Raw genomic sequence first — 19,889 nt, 5'->3', positions numbered from 1 at the left:
CTCTCGGAGAAAAAAAGAAAAAGGGGCTGTGTCAAAATTCATTTTTGGCGCAGCCTCTTTTCTTTTCGGTTTGCGGTTGATTAAGCCACCGGCTTTAGGCTTTGAGGGATATTTTTATGTCTTTCGGGAGACCTTTGAAAAATATGGAGATGATTCAAACGCCGGAAGGGCTGATGCAGGTGCAAAAGCATTTGCAAGTGAGAAGTCATTCATCGATGGTCTCTCGCTTAGCTTTTCGCTTATTATTTTGAGCAGGTGCAAAAGAGCCTTCATGGCTCTTTGGCTCATGATCAAAATAATAAGTGAGAAACCATTTGATAATTGTATCTGGCTTAAAGGGCGTTTTTAAGGGACGACTAGGTAAGTTGTATATGCATTAGCCAAAATACCATTGAGCCTACCCATACAGAAAACTAAGTCGGCTTTGACTCCGTTGCTGCAGGACTGGAAAAATAAAACGTACTCCGCTTCGGAATCAGCTTCTGGTCTATTTTCTTTCTCGCTTTTTATGGCTGATTAGGTGTTTATCCCACTTGAAGGCGTCACGAATAAAAAAGAAAAACACAGCGAATCGAAATTCGCTGTGTTTTTACGATAGTTATACCTGAAAAGGGTCATGCCTATCAGATATAAGGGTACTCAAATTAGATAGCCAGCTTGATGCTCTTAGTACCTACACGGAGAATATACATACCCTTCTGAGGAGCTGCAATCGTTTCGCTAACGCCGGTGTAAACAACCTTACCGTTCATGTCGAACAGAGATACTTGACGACCATTAGCTCCCGCTACATAGATAACGCCATTCTGAACATAAGCATTAGCCTTGTCGTTGGTGAGAACAGCCTCAACACCTTCACCCTTGCTCAAATGAACAACGATATAGAAGTTGTAATTTAAGGAAGGAACTTCTTGATGCAGAGATACGAACGGTGGTAAAGTTTCTCCGTCTTCTGAGAGAGAAATCAAATCTCCATAACCGTCAATTGCAGGACCCTCATCGCAACCGAGAGGAAATCCACCATCGGTGTTAGCCTTGTAACCGATCGTGTAAGTCTTGCCGGCTTCAATCTTTACACCTGTCTTAAGAGCAAGATTGTTGATCTGCTGCATTACCGGATCACTTTCTACTGATTCGCCCAAAATAGTCATATCATCAGCCCATACAGCAGAAGTGTACTTACAACCTTCATGTCCAGGGAAGAAATCAACGCTTTTGATTTCCCATCCAACGTAGTTTTCAAGATCATCACTGTCAAATTTGGCTGCAACAGCCATGAGTCCTGCTTGCTGTGTTCCAACGGTAGGAATTTCTGCGGGCAGATCTCCACAAACTTGGATAGTGGCTTCTTCGCGAGGTTGCTGTACTGAATTGTTCTGTACTTTGATTGCGCTCAAAGACTGAGCACCAGCAAAACTGACTGCACCCAAAAGAGCAGCACCAATAAGTAATGCTTTTTTCATTTTTCGTTTGTTTTTATTAAGTTATACTTGTTAAAAGAAGAGGCAAAAGTCACGGACTTCCACTCCTTCTATTCTCTTATTTTCTCGTTTGTCAGCTTGTCATCACGTGGAAAATCGAAAAATTTTCTTCTTCTTTTTCAACAGTGCCTCCGCAAATATAGGAAATAATTCAAATGAACAATCTGCAGGCCGTATAATATTGTTTCGCAGACTACGATTTATGTGTTAGATTATCTGTGTTTGATTAGCTTTACCGAAAATTTCACATACGGAGAGTCCGATGAAAATACTTTTCCCGTTATTGCTCGTATTATCGATTTTGGTCGGATGTGGTAAAAAAGAAAAACGCTCTGTGACTGAAGTCGCCCAAGAAAAAAAGCGCATCTCTGCATTGCTGTATGAAAAAGAGCTCTCTGCAGACTCTGTCAAACAGCTTTACGAAGAAAGTGTACAAGATAAGAATCTGGTGGGGCAAATGCTGTTTGCTATCGAGGTAGGCAAGCTGATGCGCAATATGTCCCAGTACACAGATGCAATGCTATACCACCAAAAAGGATTGACTGCGGCGTTGACGCTAAGGGACACCATTGTAGCCGCACAGGCATGGAACCACCTTGGCACCGATAGCCGACGTATCGGTGCTCTGGCCGAAGCTTCGGATTATCATTACAAGGCTCTTGCCTTGATAGAATCCTTTAGCGGGAAGCAATACAAGCCGGCTATCAAAGCCAGATCGGCAGCCCTAAACGGAATCGGTAACGTTAATCTTGAGCTGGGATATTATGATGAAGCCGAAAAGAATTTCCACGAAGCACTGCAGGGGGAGAAAGAACTCGACAGTCGTCTCGGGGAGGCTATCAACTACGCAAACCTCGGGCGTATCTATCGACAACGCAAAGAATACGACAAAGCTCGCACCTACTACCTCTTGTCTTTAGAGCAGAATCTTCTGGCAGAGAATCTGATGGGTATCGGTCTCTGTAGCATCAATCTCGGAGAAGTAGACGAAGAAAAAGGGGATTATCAAAAGGCTTTACAAGAGTATGCTACGGCATACAAACTGATGGAACAGCTATCCGATCGATGGCATTGGTTGAACTCCTGTATCCCGATGGCACGTATCAATCTTAAACAGGGGAACGAAAAGCTCTACCAGCATTTCATTTCTTTGGCCGAAGAGACTGCGAAAGAAATTAATTCGACTTCGCATCTGATAGAAATATACAATCTCCAATACGAGAACCTTAAGCGTAAAAAGGAATACAAACAAGCCCTCGAGACATTCCGTCTGAGCAAGACGTTGAGCGACAGTATGTCCATTGCGCATAAGGTCAGCAGCATACAAGAGACGCGATTCAACTACGAACGCAACAAGTCCCAAAAAGAGCTTGAAGAAATACAACAGGTAAGCAAGGCGAAACAAGAGAAATCGAAGTTTATCCTCTTGAGTACTCTTTTTGCCCTTTTCATCTCGATTCTTTTGATTTCTGTTCTGACCTATGCATACCGTCAGGGGAAGAAGCACAACAAACTGATCAAAGAGACGGATAAGCTTCGCTCCAGCTTTTTCACCGGCATTACACACGAATTTCGTACGCCGATCACCGTCATACAAGGCTTGAATGAGAAAATGAGGTCGAGTCCTGATCTCCAAGCATCGGACAGAGCCGAACTGCACAAGATAATAGACAGACAAAGTAGCCATATGCTGAATTTGGTGAATCAGCTGTTGGATATTTGCAAGATCAGAAGCGGAATATCCACACCCGAATGGCGCAATGGCGACATCGTCTCCTTCGTACAGATTCTCATCGATTCATTTACTCCATACGCACAAGCTCAGGACATAACTTTGGAACTGCAAGCTGAGAGCAAACCTATTGTCGTGGACTTCATCCCCTCCTACTTGCAAAAGATCATATCCAATCTTTTGTCCAATGCCATCAAGTATTCTTTTGCCGGAGGGAGAGTGGTCATATCTCTGGCAAAAACCAAGAATGAAAAAAATCTGATCATACGCGTTGCAGACAACGGTATAGGAATAGATAAAACCGATCAGGCTCATATCTTCGACATCTTCTATCGAGGACAGTCTGCTACCGAAAAGCATGGATCGGGTGTCGGACTCTCGTTTACCAATATACTGGTCGAAAACCTTCGTGGTACGATCAAAGTAGAAAGCCAGCCGGGGAAAGGAAGTGCCTTCACCATTAGTATCCCTACACGGAACCAGTCCTCTTCGGCAGAGATTCTTCCTTGGCTACCCTCCTCCGATGACATTGTCATGCCTGTCCACGTCGAACCCGATGACTCGGCGACATCTCCGGTGGTAGCGGCTCCGAATCATCGCTTCGAGGACGAACGTCCAACCATACTGCTCGTCGAGGACAATAAGGATATCAACCTGCTCGTCAAACTCCTCCTTTGCGATCGCTTCAATGTGCTATCCGCCGCAAACGGAAAAGAGGGTATAGCCCTCGCTACCGAGCATATTCCCGACATCATCATTACGGACATTATGATGCCGATAATGGATGGGATAGAAATGACGATCCGGATGAAACAATCGCCTCTTCTCTGCCATATTCCCATTGTCGCTTTGACGGCCAAGAGTACCGAGCAGGACAGATTGGAGGGAATCAAAAGCGGTGTAGCCTCTTATCTGTGCAAGCCATTCTCTCCGGAGGAACTTCTGGTGCAGATCGAGCAGCTTCTGAAAGACCGTGAGTCGCTCAAGAAGTTCTATATGCAAAAACTCATGCTGGATCGGAAGCCGGAGGAGGAACCTCAACCGATAGACGACAGCAGCATGCAGTTCCTCCTTGCTGCCAAGGATGCAGTGTCCGGTGGGGTCAAACAGAATCCGGACTTTTCCGCTCAGGACTTGGCCGAAAAAATGTGCATGAGTCCATCCCAGCTCAACAGAAAGCTCACGAGTGTCGTAGGTTGCTCCGCCATCGGCTATATACAGCAGATCAAGATAAAATTGGCCTGCAAGCTCCTTGCCGATGAGAGCAAAAACATCTCCGACATCAGCATTGAGGCAGGCTTTTCGGATCCGGCTTACTTCTCTCGCACTTTCAAACGCTACATGAACTGCTCTCCCTCCCAATACCGGCAAAAACTCCTTGCCATGCCGGGGAACGACATGGAGACTGTTTGATCCCAATGAAATAAGGAGCTGTACGCAGGGGGGATCCCTTGTCGTACAGCTCCTTTCTTCTAAATTCGATTTGAACTACATCATCGAATCACGACTTTCCTCACAAAGGCTCCCTGATCCGTATTCACTTTAAGCAGGTATGTCCCTTGGGTCAAAGATGCGACACCCATTTCCACCTTGTCGCCACTCACGGGACACTCACGGACAAGCTTACCCTGCAAGTCGTACATGCTCAGATGCGTGATGCCATTGGCCAGGATCACTAACCGGTCCGTTGTCGGATTGGGGTAGACTGCCACCTGAGCTTCTGTCGAAGGTGTTGCCATCGAGGTGAGGGCCTTGTACGTATAGATATAGTCGAACACAGGAGTAGCCACATCCCCTTCGTAAGAGGAATAAGTCTCTTTCAGCCGCATTGCATTGAATCCGTACATATTAGGCCAGGTCTGTTCCGGCATTGACGGAATGGCAATGACATTTGCGGAGATGGACTTGTCGCTCTCGATGTCTCGCTTGTACACCTTCGTGTCGGTGCCATTGATGGCCAAATACTGTGTGCAGATATTGCCATCGTAGGTATATTCTTCACTTTTGAGCACTTCCCAGCCCTGTCCTTGCTGGACAATGAAGTACAGAGCCTTCACCATATTGTCAGCCTCGTCATAGCTGTATTCCACTTTGCCCGCATCTACATAGGTGGTACCCATTACATTGCTTAGCACTTCTTGGGACAAGAGACCTTTGTCATTGTAGAAGTACGTGTTCTTTTGGGACTCTGAGCCGAAAGCAAAGGAAATCCAATGGGTCAGTCGCCCCTCCTCGTTATAATGATATTCTACACGCGACATAGGGTTGTTCGGATCCAGGATCAGCATGAATACCTCCCTTGCGCTCATCTTCCCTTCGGCATCGTAGGTGTACTTGAATCGGGTGTCGAGTGCAGGTTCTCCTCCGGAGAAAGAGACATAAAGGTCTACATGCGATATCCTCCCATTGGCATCGTAATAGATGGAGTCCGTAGATTTTCTTACCCCATTCACTTTTATGTCGCGGCCGATGTAGCGATTGTCCTCATCGAATATGAAGTAAGTATCAGCCGTCTGATTTGTGGAGACGGTCGCTGTCAGAAGCCACTCGGCGTTGTCTTTCTGTACACGTTTTGGGATCGGGAGAGTGCGAACTCCTCCGGCAATATCTTCTTTCGAAAAAGGCTTGTAAGAAGAATTGTCCTTGGTTTGGCCCGTGGCTGCAAAGAAAGCTCCGAAGGCAATCAAAGAAATAATAGTCGTTTTTTTCATTTCAATAATGATTATTGGATTGTATGACTTAAGATGGATCGACAATCGCCCCGATCTCTATTGGGTAATTTTTCGGGATAAATATAAATATTAAAGTTTGGAAAAAGACGTTTACGTACAAAAAATGAGTGAATATGGAGCTTACGACCGGATTTTAAGTGTCCCTCTTTGTGGCAATGACTCAGGAACTATGATTATGGGGAATACAATACTCTATTACAAATAGCCATTAAAAAAGTCCGGAATACATCATCTCTGTTGGGCCTGTTTACGTGCCAAAATTTTTGCGTTTGTTACTCCTGAAAACGTGGCGCGAGAATTTTTTGCTTTTGGTTCGGGGGGTAAAAAAATCTCGCGCCAAAACGAAAAAATTCTCACGCCGTTTTTTCAGGATTTAGGCACCACAATCGGAGCGTTTCTGGCTCGTAAACACAAAGCAACAGCTTTGCGGATATTGATCCGGTGGACCGACATCGAAACTCTATGGCTTCATATCGGAGGATAGCCCCTGTCCGAAAGGCCGAAACTCGGTACTATATCGAATACGGATTTATAATTGCTAAACGACAAATTGCCTCTCCTTTTGACCGATGCTTGCAGCTTGCTGCTTGGCTATATCGGGAGGCCTTGCAAAAGGCTCATGCCACAGAAGCGCAAAAGCGTGAAACTGATTGTGATTTACGGATTTGTACTATCTTTGCAGACGCTTAATTCGGAATCAAATACTACCATAATAAAGAATCAAGAACAATGGACTCTAAAATCCAGGAACTAACTGACAAAATTTATCGCGAAGGTGTCGAAAAAGGCAACGAACAGGCCGCGAAAATTATCGCTGAGGCTGAGGCCAAAAGCGCAGAGACGATCAATAATGCCAAGGCTGAGGCCGAGCGCATTGTAAGCGATGCAAAGAAGAAGGCAACTGAATTTCAGCAGAATACGGAATCCGAACTGAAGCTTTATGCCGGTCAGATGCTGGAGTCGCTCAAGAGTACCATTGTGGATCAGATTACCGGCGAGATCGTGTCGGCTAATGTGAAAGCGGCATCGACCAACCCCGAATTTATGCAGCAGATGATGCTCGATATGGCCAAGAATTGGGCATCGGGCGAAAACATCATTATTTCCACGCAAAACGCCGCTGCCCTTCAATCCTATTTCGAGAGCAACGCCAAAGAATTGCTCAACAATAAGGTGACGGTCAAAGAGGTGAACAATCAACCGGTGGCCTACACCATCCAACCTCAGGATGGCTCTTACAAGATCCAATTCGGCGAGGAAGAGTTCATCAATCTCTTCAAGAGTTTCTTGCGCCCCAGGCTGGTAGAAATGCTTTTCTAAGTCATGGCCAAATATTACGCCACTGTAGCCGGTCTGCCCAACATCACTGTGGAAGATCGGAAATTGCCGTTTACTTCCCTGCAGTTCCTTCAGGAGCTAAGGCCTATCCTGAGTCGTACGGATAACAAGCTCTTCGACCTCCTGCTTTGGGAGCAGGAGAATCGGTTCCTGCTGCGCTATCTGGAAGACAGCGAGAAAGCCAAGGCCGACGAATCCCGGCCGACTCTCTTCTCTTATGATACGCTGGATGGTATCATAGCAGCCTATCGGGAGAAACGTGTCATGCCCCGTATGGATTCGTTGCCGGAGCATTTCCGGACATTCTTGTCCGAAAAGCTGACCGAAATGTTCCGCGAGGAAGAAGAGAGCGAAGAGGGACAGATGTCCCTGTCGGATACCGAAGAAGGCAAAGCACGCCTGCCGATCTCCGACGAAGATCGTCTGGCCATGTACTATTATGAATATGCCATGAAATGCGGCAACGACTTCCTCGAAGAATGGTTTGCCCTGAATCTGCATATCAAGAACATCTTGGCTGCGATCACGTGTCGGAAGCTGGGCTGGAATCCGATCAATTATATTGTCGGTACCGGCGAAATAGAAGACAAATTGCGTACGTCACGGGCTCGTGACTTCGACTTGGGCGAAGAACTGCCCTATCTGTCCACACTCTTTTCTGTCGGTGAGGAGACGGACATTACCAAACGTGAACGTCTGCTCGATGTGATTCGTTGGGAGTGGCTCGAAGAGTCGGTATTCAACCGTGTATTCACCATAGAGCGTTTGCTCTGCTATTATTTGGAGCTGGCGATCATCGAGCGTTGGGTGAAGTTGGACGAAAAGACGGGAGAGGAGACTTTCCGCCGCATCGTCAAGACACTCAAACACGAGAGCGCAGAGTCATTGGACGAGTTCAGAAGAAATCAAAAGAAATAAATCAAGATAATGGCTACAAAAGGAGTTGTTAAGGGGATTGTGTCCAACCTCGTGACCGTGGAGGTCGATGGGCCGGTTTCCCAAAATGAAATTTGCTACATCGATGTCAATGGCACCAAGCTGATGAGCGAGGTGATCAAGGTGATCGGCAAGAATGCTTATGTGCAGGTTTTCGAAAGTACCCGCGGTATGCACGTAGGAGATGAGGCAGAGTTTACCGGCAGTATGCTTGAGGTAACGCTCGGCCCCGGTATGCTTTCGAAGAACTACGACGGTTTGCAACACGACTTGGACAAGATGGATGGAGTATTCCTCAAACGAGGCGACTATACTCCTGCCCTCGATGATGACAAGCAGTGGGAATTCAAGCCTCTGGCCAATGTGGGCGACAATGTGATCGCAGGTTCATGGCTCGGAGAGGTGACGGAGAATTTCCAACCGCACAAGATCATGGTGCCTTTCGTTTTCGAAGGCAATTACAAGGTGAAGAGTCTGGCCAAAGCTGGTTCGTACAAAGTGAACGACGTGATCGCTGTGGTAACGGATCAGGACGGGAAAGACCACAATGTAACCATGGTACAGAAGTGGCCGGTGAAGCGTGCCATCACTTGCTATCGCGAGAAGCCGCGTCCTTTCAAGCTGCTCGAAACGGGTATCCGTATCATCGACACTTTCAACCCCATCGTAGAGGGTGGTACGGGATTTATCCCCGGTCCTTTCGGTACGGGTAAGACGGTGCTCCAGCACGCTATCTCGAAGCAGGCGGAAGCCGATATCGTGATCATTGCAGCCTGTGGTGAGCGTGCAAACGAGGTCGTGGAGATCTTTGCGGAATTCCCCCACCTGAACGACCCTCATACGGGACGTAAATTGATGGAACGTACCATTATTATTGCTAATACGTCGAATATGCCTGTGGCTTCGCGTGAGGCATCCGTATATACGGCCATGACGATAGCCGAGTACTATCGCTCCATGGGACTTCGCGTGCTGATGATGGCAGACTCCACTTCGCGTTGGGCACAGGCTCTGCGTGAGATGTCCAACCGTCTGGAAGAGCTCCCCGGACCGGATGCTTTCCCGATGGACTTGTCGGCTATCGTAGCCAACTTCTACGCTCGTGCAGGATACGTTTACCTGAACAACGGTTCGGCCGGTTCGGTAACATTCATCGGTACGGTATCTCCCGCCGGTGGTAACCTCAAAGAGCCTGTGACGGAAAACACCAAGAAAGTGGCTCGCTGCTTCTATGCTTTGGAGCAGAATCGTGCCGACCGCAAACGTTATCCGGCTGTAAATCCCATCGACAGTTACTCGAAGTACATCGAATATCCCGAATTCGAGAGCTATATATCGAACCACATCAGTGCAGACTGGACTACTAAGGTGAATGAGCTGAAGATGCGCTTGCATCAGGGTAAAGAAATTGCCGAGCAGATCAATATCCTCGGTGATGATGGTGTACCCGTTAGCTATCACGTAGTCTTCTGGAAAGCAGAGTTGATCGACTTTGTGATCCTTCAGCAAGACGCCTTCGACGATGTCGATTGCAACAGCTCGCTCGAGCGTCAGGAGCTGATGCTCAGCAGAATAACGGACATCTGTCGTACGGAATTCGATTTCGAAGACTTCCTCGAGGTTTCGGACTATTTCAAGCGAATGATCAATACCTTCAAGCAGGTGAACTACTCTCAGTTCAAAAGTGCCGAATTCGACAAATACAATAAAGAGTTGGACGCTATTCTGGCCGAACGCATCAAATAAATTAGATAGTTATGTCAAAACAAGCTTTTCAGAAAATATATACGAAGATTACCAATATCACCAAGGCAACCTGCTCTTTGCGTGCCACCGGTGTGGGTAATGAAGAGTTGGCCACTATCGATGGCCGATTGGCTCAGGTGGTGCGTATTCAGGGCGAAGATGTAACCCTGCAGGTATTTGCCGGGACGGAGGGGATCCCCACCGATGCCGAAGTAATATTCATGGGCAAAGCTCCTACGCTCAAAGTGGGAGATCAGCTGGCCGGCCGTTTCTTCAACGCTTATGGCGAACCTATCGACGGAGGCCCCCAACCGGAAGGAAAAGAAGTGGAGATCGGCGGCCCGTCCGTTAATCCCGTTCGTCGTAAGCAGCCTTCAGAGCTGATCGCTACCGGTATCGCCGGTATCGACCTGAACAATACTTTGGTGACGGGACAGAAGATTCCTTTCTTCGCCGACCCCGACCAGCCGTTCAATCAGGTAATGGCCATGGTAGCCCTCCGAGCCGAGAGTGATAAGATTATCCTCGGTGGAATGGGTATGACCAACGACGACTACTTGTTCTTTAAGAATACATTTAGCAATGCCGGAGCACTCGATCGTATCGTGAGCTTTATCAATACGACGGAAGACCCCTCTGTGGAGCGTATCCTCGTGCCGGACATGGCTTTGGCTGCTGCCGAATACTTTGCCGTTGAGAAGCATGAGAAAGTGCTCGTGCTGCTGACGGACATGACCAACTATGCGGATGCTTTGGCCATCGTATCGAACCGTATGGACCAGATCCCCTCTAAGGACTCTATGCCCGGATCGCTCTATTCGGATTTGGCCAAAATCTACGAAAAGGCAGTACAGTTCCCCGATGGCGGTTCTATCACGATTATCGCCGTGACCACTCTTTCCGGAGGAGACATTACGCACGCTGTGCCGGACAACACCGGTTATATCACGGAGGGTCAGCTCTATCTCCGTCGCGACAGCAACGTGGGTAAGGTCATCGTAGACCCCTTCCGAAGCCTCTCTCGTTTGAAGCAGCTCGTTATCGGCAAGAAGACGCGCGAAGACCACCCTCAGGTGATGAACGCAGCCGTTCGTCTATTCTCCGATGCAGCGAACGCTCAGACCAAGATGGAGAATGGTTTCGACCTTACGGACTACGACAACCGTGCGCTCGAATTCGCCAATGACTACTCTCGTCAGCTCTTGGCCATAGACGTAAACGTGAATACGACAGAGATGCTCGACACGGCATGGGAGCTATTCTCGAAGCACTTCAAACCGGCCGAAGTGAATATCAAGCAGCAGCTTGTGGACACTTACTGGAAGAAATAATAACCTTGCGCTACAATGGCTATTAAGTTTCAATACAACAAAACCTCTCTCCAGCAGCAGGAAAAGCAGCTTAAGATGCGAGAGCGTACCTTGCCTACGATCAAAAGCAAGGAGAGCGCACTGCGTCTGGAGGTGAAGCGGACGAAGGATGAGGTGGAGCGATTGGAACGCCAACTGGAAGAAGAGATCGTAGGCTACCAAAGCATGGTAAGCCTGTGGAACGAATTCAAGCCTGATCTGATCAGCGTGGAGGGTGTCAAGCTCTCGGCGAAGAAGGTGGCAGGTGTGGTCGTTCCCGTACTGGACGATATTTCTTACACCATCAAGCCATTCAGTTTGTTCAATGCCCCATCATGGTTTGCCGAAGGCATTGACCTGCTGAAGAACTTGGCCCACACCGGAATCGAGGCTGAGTTCCTCGGTCTGAAGTTGGAGTTCCTCGAATATGCACGCAAGAAGACTACACAGAAGGTGAATCTTTTTGAGAAAGTGCAGATCCCCGGCTACAAAGACGCCATACGCAAGATCAAACGCTATCTGGAGGATGAAGAGAGTTTGTCCAAATCCTCTCAGAAGATTATGCGTGCCAATATGGAGAAACGTAATAAAGAAGAGGAGGTGATGGCATGATTACCGCAATGAACAAATACCTTTTCCTGATTTATCACCGTGAGTACGAAACCTTCCTCGAGAAGTTGCGTACGATCGGAGTGGTACACATTCGGGAAACCAAGGCTACAAAAGATGTGGCGGAATTGCAGGAACTCCTCAATCTACGTAAAGAGATTGCCCAGACCAAGCGCATGCTCGCTTCGTACAAGAGCGAAAATGCTCCCGTCGAACAAACCCTGACCCTTGGATCTCAAGCTGACGGTGAGGCGGCTATGCAGGACGCTCAAGCTCTTTTCGCAGAAGAGACACGTCTGAAAAGTGCTATCCACTCTAAGAAGCGGGAAGTGGAGCATATGGAGGTTTGGGGACAGTTTGACTTCGCCTCCATCGAAAGACTACGGAAGGCGGGCTACGAGGTGAACTTTTACTCTTCTTCCTCTTCGGGATACAAAACGGAATGGGAGGAAAAGTTCGGGGCTGTGCCTATCAATACCGTACGCTCCACTGTTCATTTTATCACCATTGGTCACAAACAGGATGCCAAGCCCGATGCCGAGCGAATCAAACTGCCTGATCATGATCTGGCCACACTCCGTCAGCAGCAGGAGGAGCTGGAGGCCCAATTGGAGGCGAATGCGAAGGACAAGACCGCGTTTGCAGACAATCGAATGGCCGAGCTGACTGCGTATGACAAACTTTTGTCGGATAAGTTCGCCTTTACCAGTGCCATGGTACAAGCCGAAGGGCAAGCAGACGACAAGCTGATGCTGCTCGAAGGCTGGGTGCCTGTGTCGGACGCTTCGACCATGGAGCAGGCATTGGCCGGAGAAGGCTACTATGTAGAGCAGATGCAGATAGAAGAAGGAGACAAGGTGCCCATCAAGCTGAAGAACAATTTCTTCGCGCGGCTCTTCGAACCTATCACGAAGATGTATTCTCTGCCTAACTACGGAGAGCTGGATCCCACACCATTCCTTGCGCCGTTCTTTATGCTCTTCTTCGGGCTTTGCTTCGGCGACGGAGGCTATGGCTTGCTTATTCTGCTCGCTTCTACCCTCTTCAAGGGGAAGGCCGGCAAGGATTTGAAGCCGATACTCACTCTTTTCCAATGGTTGGGAGGGGCTACGACGATAATCGGTCTGCTCACCGGTTCGTTCTTCGGTATAGCATTAGCCGAAGTACCGCAGTTGGCAAGCATCAAGAAGTACTTCCTGAATCAGGACAATCTGATGACTTTGTCCGTTGTCATCGGTCTGATACAAATCATTTATGCCAAGGTTTTGGCCGGTATCAAGATCAAAATTCAACGCGGAGTGAAGTATAGCTTGGCTACGTTCGCGTGGGCAGTCATTATCACGGCGGTGATATTGGCATTCACTTTGCCCATGATAGCACCGAAGGTGCCGGAAGCGGTGATCAACGTCATGTTCGGCATTGCTGTTGCCGGAGGTTTGGTCGCGTTCTTCTACAACTCACCGGGCAAGAATCCGTTTGTCAATTTCGGTAGCGGCTTGTGGACGGCTTATAACACAGCATCAGGACTTTTGGGCGATACGCTCTCATACATCCGACTGTTTGCGATCGGACTCACGGGTTCTATCCTCGGTGGCGTATTCAATACGTTGGCTACAGATATGACTGCTTCGATGAGTATTGTACCTCGGATCATCGTGATGCTGATCATTTTGCTGATCGGTCATGGCCTGAACTTCGGTCTTACGATGATCAGTTCCCTTGTTCACCCCATTCGTTTGACATTCGTAGAGTTCTATAAGAACAGCGAATTTGAGGGAGGAGGCAACCAATACACACCGTTCAAACGCTCCTAAATCATAAAAGAACAATTCAAAAAATCATAACAACTAAACAACACAAAAGTATTATGGAACAAATGTTAGCTTATCTCGGTATTGCATTGATGGTTGCATTGACCGGTATCGGAAGTGCCATCGGCGTAACGATCTGCGGTAACACTACTGTTGGCGCAATGAAGAAGAACCCCGATTCATTGGGTCTCTACATCGGTCTTAGCGCACTTCCCAGTTCACAGGGTCTCTACGGCTTCGTGGGCTTCTTTATGGCTTCCGGATTGATCACCAAATTGGTTGCAGCCAATGCTCTTACGCTGCTTGCAGGTTGGGCTATTTTCTTCGCCGGTTTGGCATTGGGTGTAGTAGGTCTGATGTCTGCTATTCGTCAAGCACAGGTATGCGCTAATGGTATCCAAGCTATCGGCGGTGGTCACAACGTATTCGGTGCTACCATGGTGATGGCTGTGTTCCCGGAGCTTTATGCTATCTTGGCACTTCTCGTGTCTATCCTGATCTTCGGTAGCGTTCCCGGCATGGTCGGAGCTTAATCCGAAGGAGGGTCTCAGTCCATACGAACAGTACTGTTGGCAAGTAAGGCCTAAAACAGCAAGAATCGTTTCTCATAGGCCTTGGCCTAAGGAACAAACACCAAGGGGTGTGCCGGAACGTAATGTTTCTGCACACCCTTTTTCTTTATGGAGAGGTGAATTCGATCCATCGTAACCTTGGCAATACGTCCCAAAAATTCTGTAATTGCGGTCTGTGTCTTCTGAAGAAGGTGGAGCCGGAATTTTTTCGTTCCGGCGCGTAAATTTTTTGCTTCTCGCGCCACAATCGAAAAGTTTACGCGCCACATTTCTGGGAGTAGCAAACAGGAAAATTTTGGTGCCGGGAAGGATCTTGAAATCCCTCATAGACCCTCTCTGCACTTAGATCCAGCCTGCATTATGAAAGACTGGTGTATGGTTCATGTCGTTAGCTTATACATCGAATAGAGATTCGGATCCGAACCTGATCGTCGCATAAGGCCGTTTTCCGAAGAAGCTATTTGAAGACGCAGCTCGCCTTTTGATTCGATCGTCCCGTTATCGTCAGGGTGTCATTTGCTCGTTTTATGGCTTTTTGTGTATTTTTGCACAGGATATGTGTTTTTGTGCATATATGGTCGAACAGAATTTCATCAGACTTTATCAGAGTAGTTTTCGGGAGCATTGGTCACTTCCGGCACTAACCAACTACGATACAGGGGAAAGTTATACATATGGCGAGATGGCTGCCGATATTGCTCGCAGACATCTGCTCTTTGAGCGTATTGGAATCAAGCAGGGGGACAAGGTGGCACTCCTTGGCAAAGACTCAGCCGAGTGGTGCATAGTTTTTATGTCTGTCATCACGTATGGAGCGATCATCGTTCCCATCTTGCCGGATTTCAATGCTATTGATGCCGCAAGTATTGTAACTCATTCCGACGCCAAGTATCTTTTTGTCTCGGACAAAATATGGGAGACGATGGATCCGGCTCAGCTTCCCCTATTGAGCGGAGTTGTATCCATTCGTGATTATACCGTCTTTTTGGATCGTACCGAAGGGGGCATCCTCTCTCAAGAGGTGGAGGGATTGGATCGCTCCTTTTCCGAACGCTATCCTTCGGGGTTCGTGGCAGGGGATATTCGCTACGCAGAGATCTCGAATGACGAGCTTATCCTGCTGAATTATACTTCCGGAACGACGGGATTCAGTAAAGGTGTCATGCTGCGTGCCAATAATTTGGCCGGCAATGTGACCTATGTGATGGATCGCGATATTATGTTTCGAGGGGAGACGATCCTTTGTTTTCTTCCCTTGGCGCATACGTATAGCTGCGCGTTCAACTTCCTGACACCATTGACTATCGGAGTACATGTGTACATTTTGGGCAAAATTCCTTCGCCTGCTACTCTTATCAAGGCTTTTGCTGATGTGCGCCCTTCATTTATAATCGTGGTGCCGCTCATTATAGAGAAACTGTATCACAAGGCGATAGCTCCGAAAATCAAGAAACCGCTGATCAAGTTTTTGCTGACATTGCCTTTCTTGAAACAGATGATCCACAAATCAATTCGGAACAAACTGATCGAATCATTCGGTGGCAACTTCCGACAAGTCATTGTGGGAGGAGCCGCTCTCAATGATGAAGTGGCTCATTTCCTCCATCGGATCGGGTTTCCGCTTACAGTGGGCTATGGTATGACGGAATGCGGGCCTCTGATCAGCTACGAAGATCACAGCCTGTGGCTACCCGGTAGCTGTGGCAAATCGCTCTCGATCATGGAGGTGCGCATCGGTCATTTGCAACAAGAAGGTAGTGGCAATAGTGATGTGGGAGAGATCCAAGTACGCGGAGAGAATGTTTGTCTCGGTTACTATAAGAATACCGAACTGACAGCCGAGCTTTTTACTCCCGATGGGTGGATGCGTACAGGAGATCTCGGTACCATAGATAGCTTAGGAAATATCTTTATCAAAGGCCGGTCCAAGACCATGCTCCTCGGATCAAACGGACAGAACATCTATCCGGAGGAAATAGAATCGAAGATCAACAATTTGTCCTATGTCCTTGAAAGCATCGTCACAGAGCGAGACGGACGCCTGGTCGCGCTTGTCGTTCCCGATAGACAGGCGATAGAACATAAAGGTCTCTCTCTCGAGCAGGCTTGGACGCAAATCGAAAAGAGCCGGGTGGAATTGAATGCCCAAGTAGCCGCATATGAGAAGATAACGGCTTTTATTCGTCATGACGAAGAGTTCGAAAAGACGCCCAAGCGGAGTATCAAACGATTCCTTTATACCTGATCCCGTGGCTCCGTCTGTCATCAGGTAGGAATCAACACGAAATAAACAGCATTTGTCCGTTTTTTTGCTGGTACCGAAAGAAACTGTATATTTGCGCCGTTATAGAACATTAATTACACTTTTAACCCCAAAAGGAAATGAAGAAATTTGTTGCTTTTGCAGCTGTAATCGCAGCTGTATCATTCGCTTCTTGCAACTCTCAGGCTAAGACTGAAGAAGCTGCTGACTCTACGGCTATGGATTCTGCCACTTTGGTAGAAGAGGCAGCTCCTGTAGTTGATACTGCTGCTATGCAGATCGATTCTGCTGCAATGAAGGCTGAAGAAGCTGCTACTGAACAAGCCGCTCAATAATCCAACGGCTATTTAGCATCCCCCGAATCATTTGTGGGGTAAGATATAAGTCTGACTTCAAGAGAGTCGGACTTATGTCTCTTTTTCAGTTATGAACTTCTCGCCTTAGCGAGCTGTTGCAACAAAAAAGGGTATTCGTTATCGGCCTTTCAGAGGCTTTAACGAATACCCTTTTTTGATACTGTCTGTCGATGGAGGCTGTGTACCCCTCCCGGGGCAGGCTGTTATCTCATGTCCTTGAGTTGCTGCTGTAGTTCCTGTCTGGCAAGGAATATACGGCTCTTCACCGTACCCAGAGGGATTCCAAGCGTCTCGGATATTTCATTGTATTTATATCCGCTCACGTACATGGAGAACGGTTGCTTGAGCGTTTCGTTCAGCGATGCGATAGCAGCGGTTATTTCCTTGATGGCCATGGTGCCGTCAGGCGTATCCTCTCCTCCTTCATTGAGTATGGGGACATTGTACGGATCGCTATTCGGATCGATGACTGTTTGCGAACGAACCAGCTTGTGGTAGTTGTTGATGAAGATATTTCGCATGACAGTGAGCACCCACCCTTTGAAGTTGACGTTGTCAACGAATTTGTCTTCATTGTTGAGGACTCGGAGTGTTGTATCTTGGAGCAAATCTTCTGCGTCATCCAGATTGGCAGTCAGAGTCAAGGCAAAATTGCGCATGTTGTCTTGCAGACTCAGAAGTTTTTCGCGAAATTGCACACTATTCATAATAAGCTGTTTCTTTGTTGTTGAAGCCAATGGTTGGAAGATTCGTTCCCTCCTGCCACTGAGACAAAGATAATCGAATAGGTGAGATTCATTAATAAACAGCGTATTAAGTACAATAGATGGTATCAATGATATGAAAAGAAACGATCCACGGAAAGAGCGGAAAGGTTTTCGCAAAGGCTTTGTGGAAAAGCTCCCGACGACCTTGTCCGATATATCTTACTACGCCTCTTACTATCAGGAAAATGCACTGGTGAGTAAGGTGCTGAAGTGTTGCCGACTTATCGGCCGGTTTGGCACCACACAAGTGCTGACGCTTTATTATATGTTGCAGGCCGGGGAGATGACAATGAAAGAGAAGTTGCTTCTTGCAGGAGCTCTGGGCTACTTTCTCTTACCGATCGACCTCATTCCTGATTTTGCCATGCCATTTATCGGTTTTACGGACGACCTTGCTGTCACGTCCATTGTGCTGAGGATTTTGAGTCGCCATATCACTCCGGCCATTCGCGAAAAGGCTCGCTTGCGTGCTGCCGCTATCTTTGAGGATTGATAGAAAAGGAACTCTCCCGAATTAAGGCCTGCCACTGATTATTGGCAGGCTTTTCTTTTTTTATTCTTTTCCTTTTTGTTCGGTTGCAAAGTTCTCTTTGCGGTATCGCAGCAAACGAAAAGATTATTAGGCTTTTAGTGGGAAAAAGGTGTACTTTTGTACGGCTAAGAAAAAGACGTATAATTAATCCTTAGTAATAACGAGAAGAAATGGAAATTGTAAAGATTATTGGCAGGGAGATCCTCGATTCCAGAGGTAATCCGACGGTCGAGGTAGATGTGCACCTGGCCTGTGGCATAATAGGACGCGCTGCAGTACCCAGCGGAGCCTCCACCGGTGAAAACGAAGCTATCGAGCTTCGCGACCAGGACAAAGGTCGCTACTGTGGCAAAGGTGTTCTCAAGGCTGTTAAGAACGTAAATGAAGTGATAGATCCCGCTCTCTGCGGAATGTCAGTATTGGAGCAAACAGCTATTGACCGCAAGCTCATCGAGCTGGATGGTACGAAAACGAAAAGCAACCTTGGCGCAAATGCTATGCTGGGGGTGTCGTTGGCCGTAGCCAAAGCTGCTGCAGCTTATTTGGATATCCCTCTCTACCGATATATCGGTGGTTCGAATACCTATGTGCTGCCTGTGCCTATGATGAATATTATCAACGGAGGTTCTCACTCTGATGCTCCTATCGCATTTCAGGAGTTCATGATCCGCCCCGTGGGTGCATCATCTTTCCGTGAGGGTTTGCGTATGGGTGCCGAAGTTTTCCATGCACTGAAGAAGGTATTGCACGATCGCGGCCTTAGTACTGCTGTTGGAGACGAAGGCGGTTTTGCTCCTGCCCTGAATGGAACGGAGGATGCTATCGAATCCATCCTCAAGGCTGTGGAAGCTGCCGGATACGCACCCGGTAAGGATATTACCATCGCTATGGACTGCGCATCTTCCGAGTTCTTCAAGGATGGCGTTTACGACTATACCAAGTTTGAAGGTGAAAAGGGTAAAAAACGCTCTATCGATGAGCAGGTAGCTTATCTGACCGAATTGGTTGGCAAGTACCCCATCGACTCTATTGAAGACGGTATGAGCGAAAACGACTGGGAAGGCTGGAAGAAGCTCACGGCTGCCTTGGGTGATAAGGTTCAGCTTGTCGGCGACGACCTCTTCGTTACCAATGTGGAGTTCCTACGCCGTGGTATTGCAGAGAAGTGTGGCAACTCCATCCTTATCAAGGTAAACCAGATCGGTACGCTCACTGAGACGTTGAATGCTATCGAGATGGCACACCGACACGGCTTTACCAGCGTTACATCGCACCGCTCCGGAGAGACGGAAGACACCACGATCGCAGACATTGCTGTAGCAACCAACTCGGGACAGATCAAGACCGGTTCGCTCAGCCGTACCGACCGTATGGCTAAGTACAACCAACTGCTCCGCATCGAAGAGGAGTTAGGCCCTTGCGCTGTTTACGGCTACATGAAAGTGTAAGTTGCATAATATATAGTGGCACTGCTTGAGGAAAAGACAGTGCCGCTGTCTAACTAAATAAAAGCAGCCCCCGAAGTCGGATATCCGACTTCGGGGGCTGCTTGATTATATCACCGTCCTATTTAGTCGTCCCTTAAAATTCTTTTTAATCTCTGATATTCAGCAAATTAGTTTGCGAATATCTTTGCTAAATCTGCAAGTTTTCTTATCTTCATAG

Annotated in this window: 18 protein-coding genes; 14 read left to right on the top strand and 4 right to left on the bottom strand. The window is 47.7% G+C overall.

Annotation, left to right across the window (positions count from 1 at the left end; genetic code table 11):
• Nucleotides 1–28 precede the first annotated feature (28 nt).
• Nucleotides 29–349 (top strand): hypothetical protein, encoded by a 321-nt coding sequence (locus HQ50_RS09795; RefSeq protein ID WP_152566936.1) that lies wholly within the window; start codon nt 29–31, stop codon nt 347–349.
• Between the two features lie 295 nt (nt 350–644).
• Here HQ50_RS09795 and HQ50_RS09790 read toward each other — a convergent pair whose 3' ends face one another.
• Nucleotides 645–1,463, bottom strand: coding sequence for a T9SS type A sorting domain-containing protein (locus HQ50_RS09790; protein WP_039430163.1), 819 nt, complete (start codon nt 1,461–1,463; stop codon nt 645–647).
• Nucleotides 1,464–1,743: 280 nt separating this feature from the next.
• Here HQ50_RS09790 and HQ50_RS09785 point away from each other — a divergent pair, with 280 nt between their 5' ends.
• A complete protein-coding gene (locus HQ50_RS09785; protein ID WP_039430161.1) occupies nt 1,744–4,626 on the top strand; it encodes an ATP-binding protein in 2,883 nt (960 codons plus the stop codon).
• 80 nt (nt 4,627–4,706) lie between these two features.
• Here HQ50_RS09785 and HQ50_RS09780 read toward each other — a convergent pair whose 3' ends face one another.
• Together HQ50_RS09780 and HQ50_RS12290 are read right to left on the bottom strand one after the other, a co-directional pair.
• Nucleotides 4,707–5,924 (bottom strand): T9SS type A sorting domain-containing protein, encoded by a 1,218-nt coding sequence (locus HQ50_RS09780; protein WP_039430159.1) that lies wholly within the window; start codon nt 5,922–5,924, stop codon nt 4,707–4,709.
• 268 nt (nt 5,925–6,192) lie between these two features.
• A complete protein-coding gene (locus tag HQ50_RS12290) occupies nt 6,193–6,285 on the bottom strand; it encodes a DUF1661 domain-containing protein (protein ID WP_230587254.1) in 93 nt (30 codons plus the stop codon).
• Between HQ50_RS12290 and HQ50_RS12285 the strand changes: the two genes are divergently transcribed.
• The 10 genes from HQ50_RS12285 to HQ50_RS09725 all read left to right on the top strand — a co-directional run bounded on the left by HQ50_RS12285 (nt 6,254) and on the right by HQ50_RS09725 (nt 16,904).
• Nucleotides 6,254–6,322 carry a DUF1661 domain-containing protein gene (locus HQ50_RS12285; RefSeq protein ID WP_230587268.1) on the top strand — a complete coding sequence of 23 codons (69 nt, stop codon included), beginning with the start codon at nt 6,254–6,256 and terminating at the stop codon, nt 6,320–6,322. The genes HQ50_RS12290 and HQ50_RS12285 overlap by 32 nt on opposite strands.
• Nucleotides 6,323–6,674: 352 nt before the next feature.
• Entirely contained in the window at nt 6,675–7,265 is a 591-nt protein-coding gene (locus tag HQ50_RS09770; RefSeq protein WP_018965750.1) for a hypothetical protein, read from the top strand.
• Nucleotides 7,266–7,268: 3 nt separating this feature from the next.
• Entirely contained in the window at nt 7,269–8,201 is a 933-nt protein-coding gene (locus HQ50_RS09765; RefSeq protein ID WP_039419732.1) for a DUF2764 domain-containing protein, read from the top strand.
• A 9-nt stretch (nt 8,202–8,210) separates the two neighbouring features.
• A complete protein-coding gene (locus tag HQ50_RS09760) occupies nt 8,211–9,965 on the top strand; it encodes a V-type ATP synthase subunit A (protein WP_039430158.1) in 1,755 nt (584 codons plus the stop codon).
• An 11-nt stretch (nt 9,966–9,976) separates the two neighbouring features.
• Nucleotides 9,977–11,296, top strand: coding sequence for a V-type ATP synthase subunit B (locus tag HQ50_RS09755; protein WP_018965747.1), 1,320 nt, complete (start codon nt 9,977–9,979; stop codon nt 11,294–11,296).
• Nucleotides 11,297–11,311: 15 nt separating this feature from the next.
• Nucleotides 11,312–11,926 (top strand): V-type ATP synthase subunit D, encoded by a 615-nt coding sequence (locus HQ50_RS09750; RefSeq protein WP_018965746.1) that lies wholly within the window; start codon nt 11,312–11,314, stop codon nt 11,924–11,926.
• On the top strand, nt 11,923–13,737 hold the full coding sequence (locus tag HQ50_RS09745) for a V-type ATP synthase subunit I (RefSeq protein ID WP_026292317.1): 1,815 nt from the start codon (nt 11,923–11,925) through the stop codon (nt 13,735–13,737). Before HQ50_RS09750 ends, HQ50_RS09745 begins: the two co-directional genes overlap by 4 nt.
• A 53-nt stretch (nt 13,738–13,790) precedes the next feature.
• A complete protein-coding gene (locus HQ50_RS09740; protein ID WP_004583476.1) occupies nt 13,791–14,267 on the top strand; it encodes an ATP synthase subunit C in 477 nt (158 codons plus the stop codon).
• Nucleotides 14,268–14,880: 613 nt separating this feature from the next.
• Nucleotides 14,881–16,551 (top strand): AMP-binding protein, encoded by a 1,671-nt coding sequence (locus tag HQ50_RS09730; RefSeq protein WP_039430155.1) that lies wholly within the window; start codon nt 14,881–14,883, stop codon nt 16,549–16,551.
• A 137-nt stretch (nt 16,552–16,688) separates the two neighbouring features.
• Nucleotides 16,689–16,904: a hypothetical protein gene (locus HQ50_RS09725; RefSeq protein ID WP_018965741.1), complete on the top strand. Its 216-nt coding sequence runs from the start codon at nt 16,689–16,691 to the stop codon at nt 16,902–16,904.
• Nucleotides 16,905–17,128: 224 nt separating this feature from the next.
• Here HQ50_RS09725 and HQ50_RS09720 read toward each other — a convergent pair whose 3' ends face one another.
• Complete coding sequence (locus HQ50_RS09720) at nt 17,129–17,632, bottom strand: RNA polymerase sigma factor (RefSeq protein WP_018965740.1); 504 nt, start codon at nt 17,630–17,632, stop codon at nt 17,129–17,131.
• A 133-nt stretch (nt 17,633–17,765) separates the two neighbouring features.
• Here HQ50_RS09720 and HQ50_RS09715 point away from each other — a divergent pair, with 133 nt between their 5' ends.
• Both HQ50_RS09715 and eno read left to right on the top strand, forming a co-directional pair.
• Nucleotides 17,766–18,185, top strand: coding sequence for a YkvA family protein (locus tag HQ50_RS09715; RefSeq protein ID WP_018965739.1), 420 nt, complete (start codon nt 17,766–17,768; stop codon nt 18,183–18,185).
• Between the two features lie 209 nt (nt 18,186–18,394).
• The gene (eno, locus tag HQ50_RS09710; RefSeq protein ID WP_039419728.1) at nt 18,395–19,672 is read left to right on the top strand and encodes a phosphopyruvate hydratase; all 1,278 of its coding nucleotides are present in this window, start codon (nt 18,395–18,397) and stop codon (nt 19,670–19,672) included.
• Nucleotides 19,673–19,889 lie beyond the last annotated feature (217 nt).

Origin of the sequence: Porphyromonas sp. COT-052 OH4946, from assembly GCF_000765965.1 — a bacterium.
In the GTDB taxonomy this organism is placed as follows: Bacteria; Bacteroidota; Bacteroidia; order Bacteroidales; family Porphyromonadaceae; genus Porphyromonas; species Porphyromonas gulae.
The sequence above is the reverse complement of the archived record's forward strand: the minus strand, read 5'-3'. Positions and strand labels throughout refer to the sequence as shown.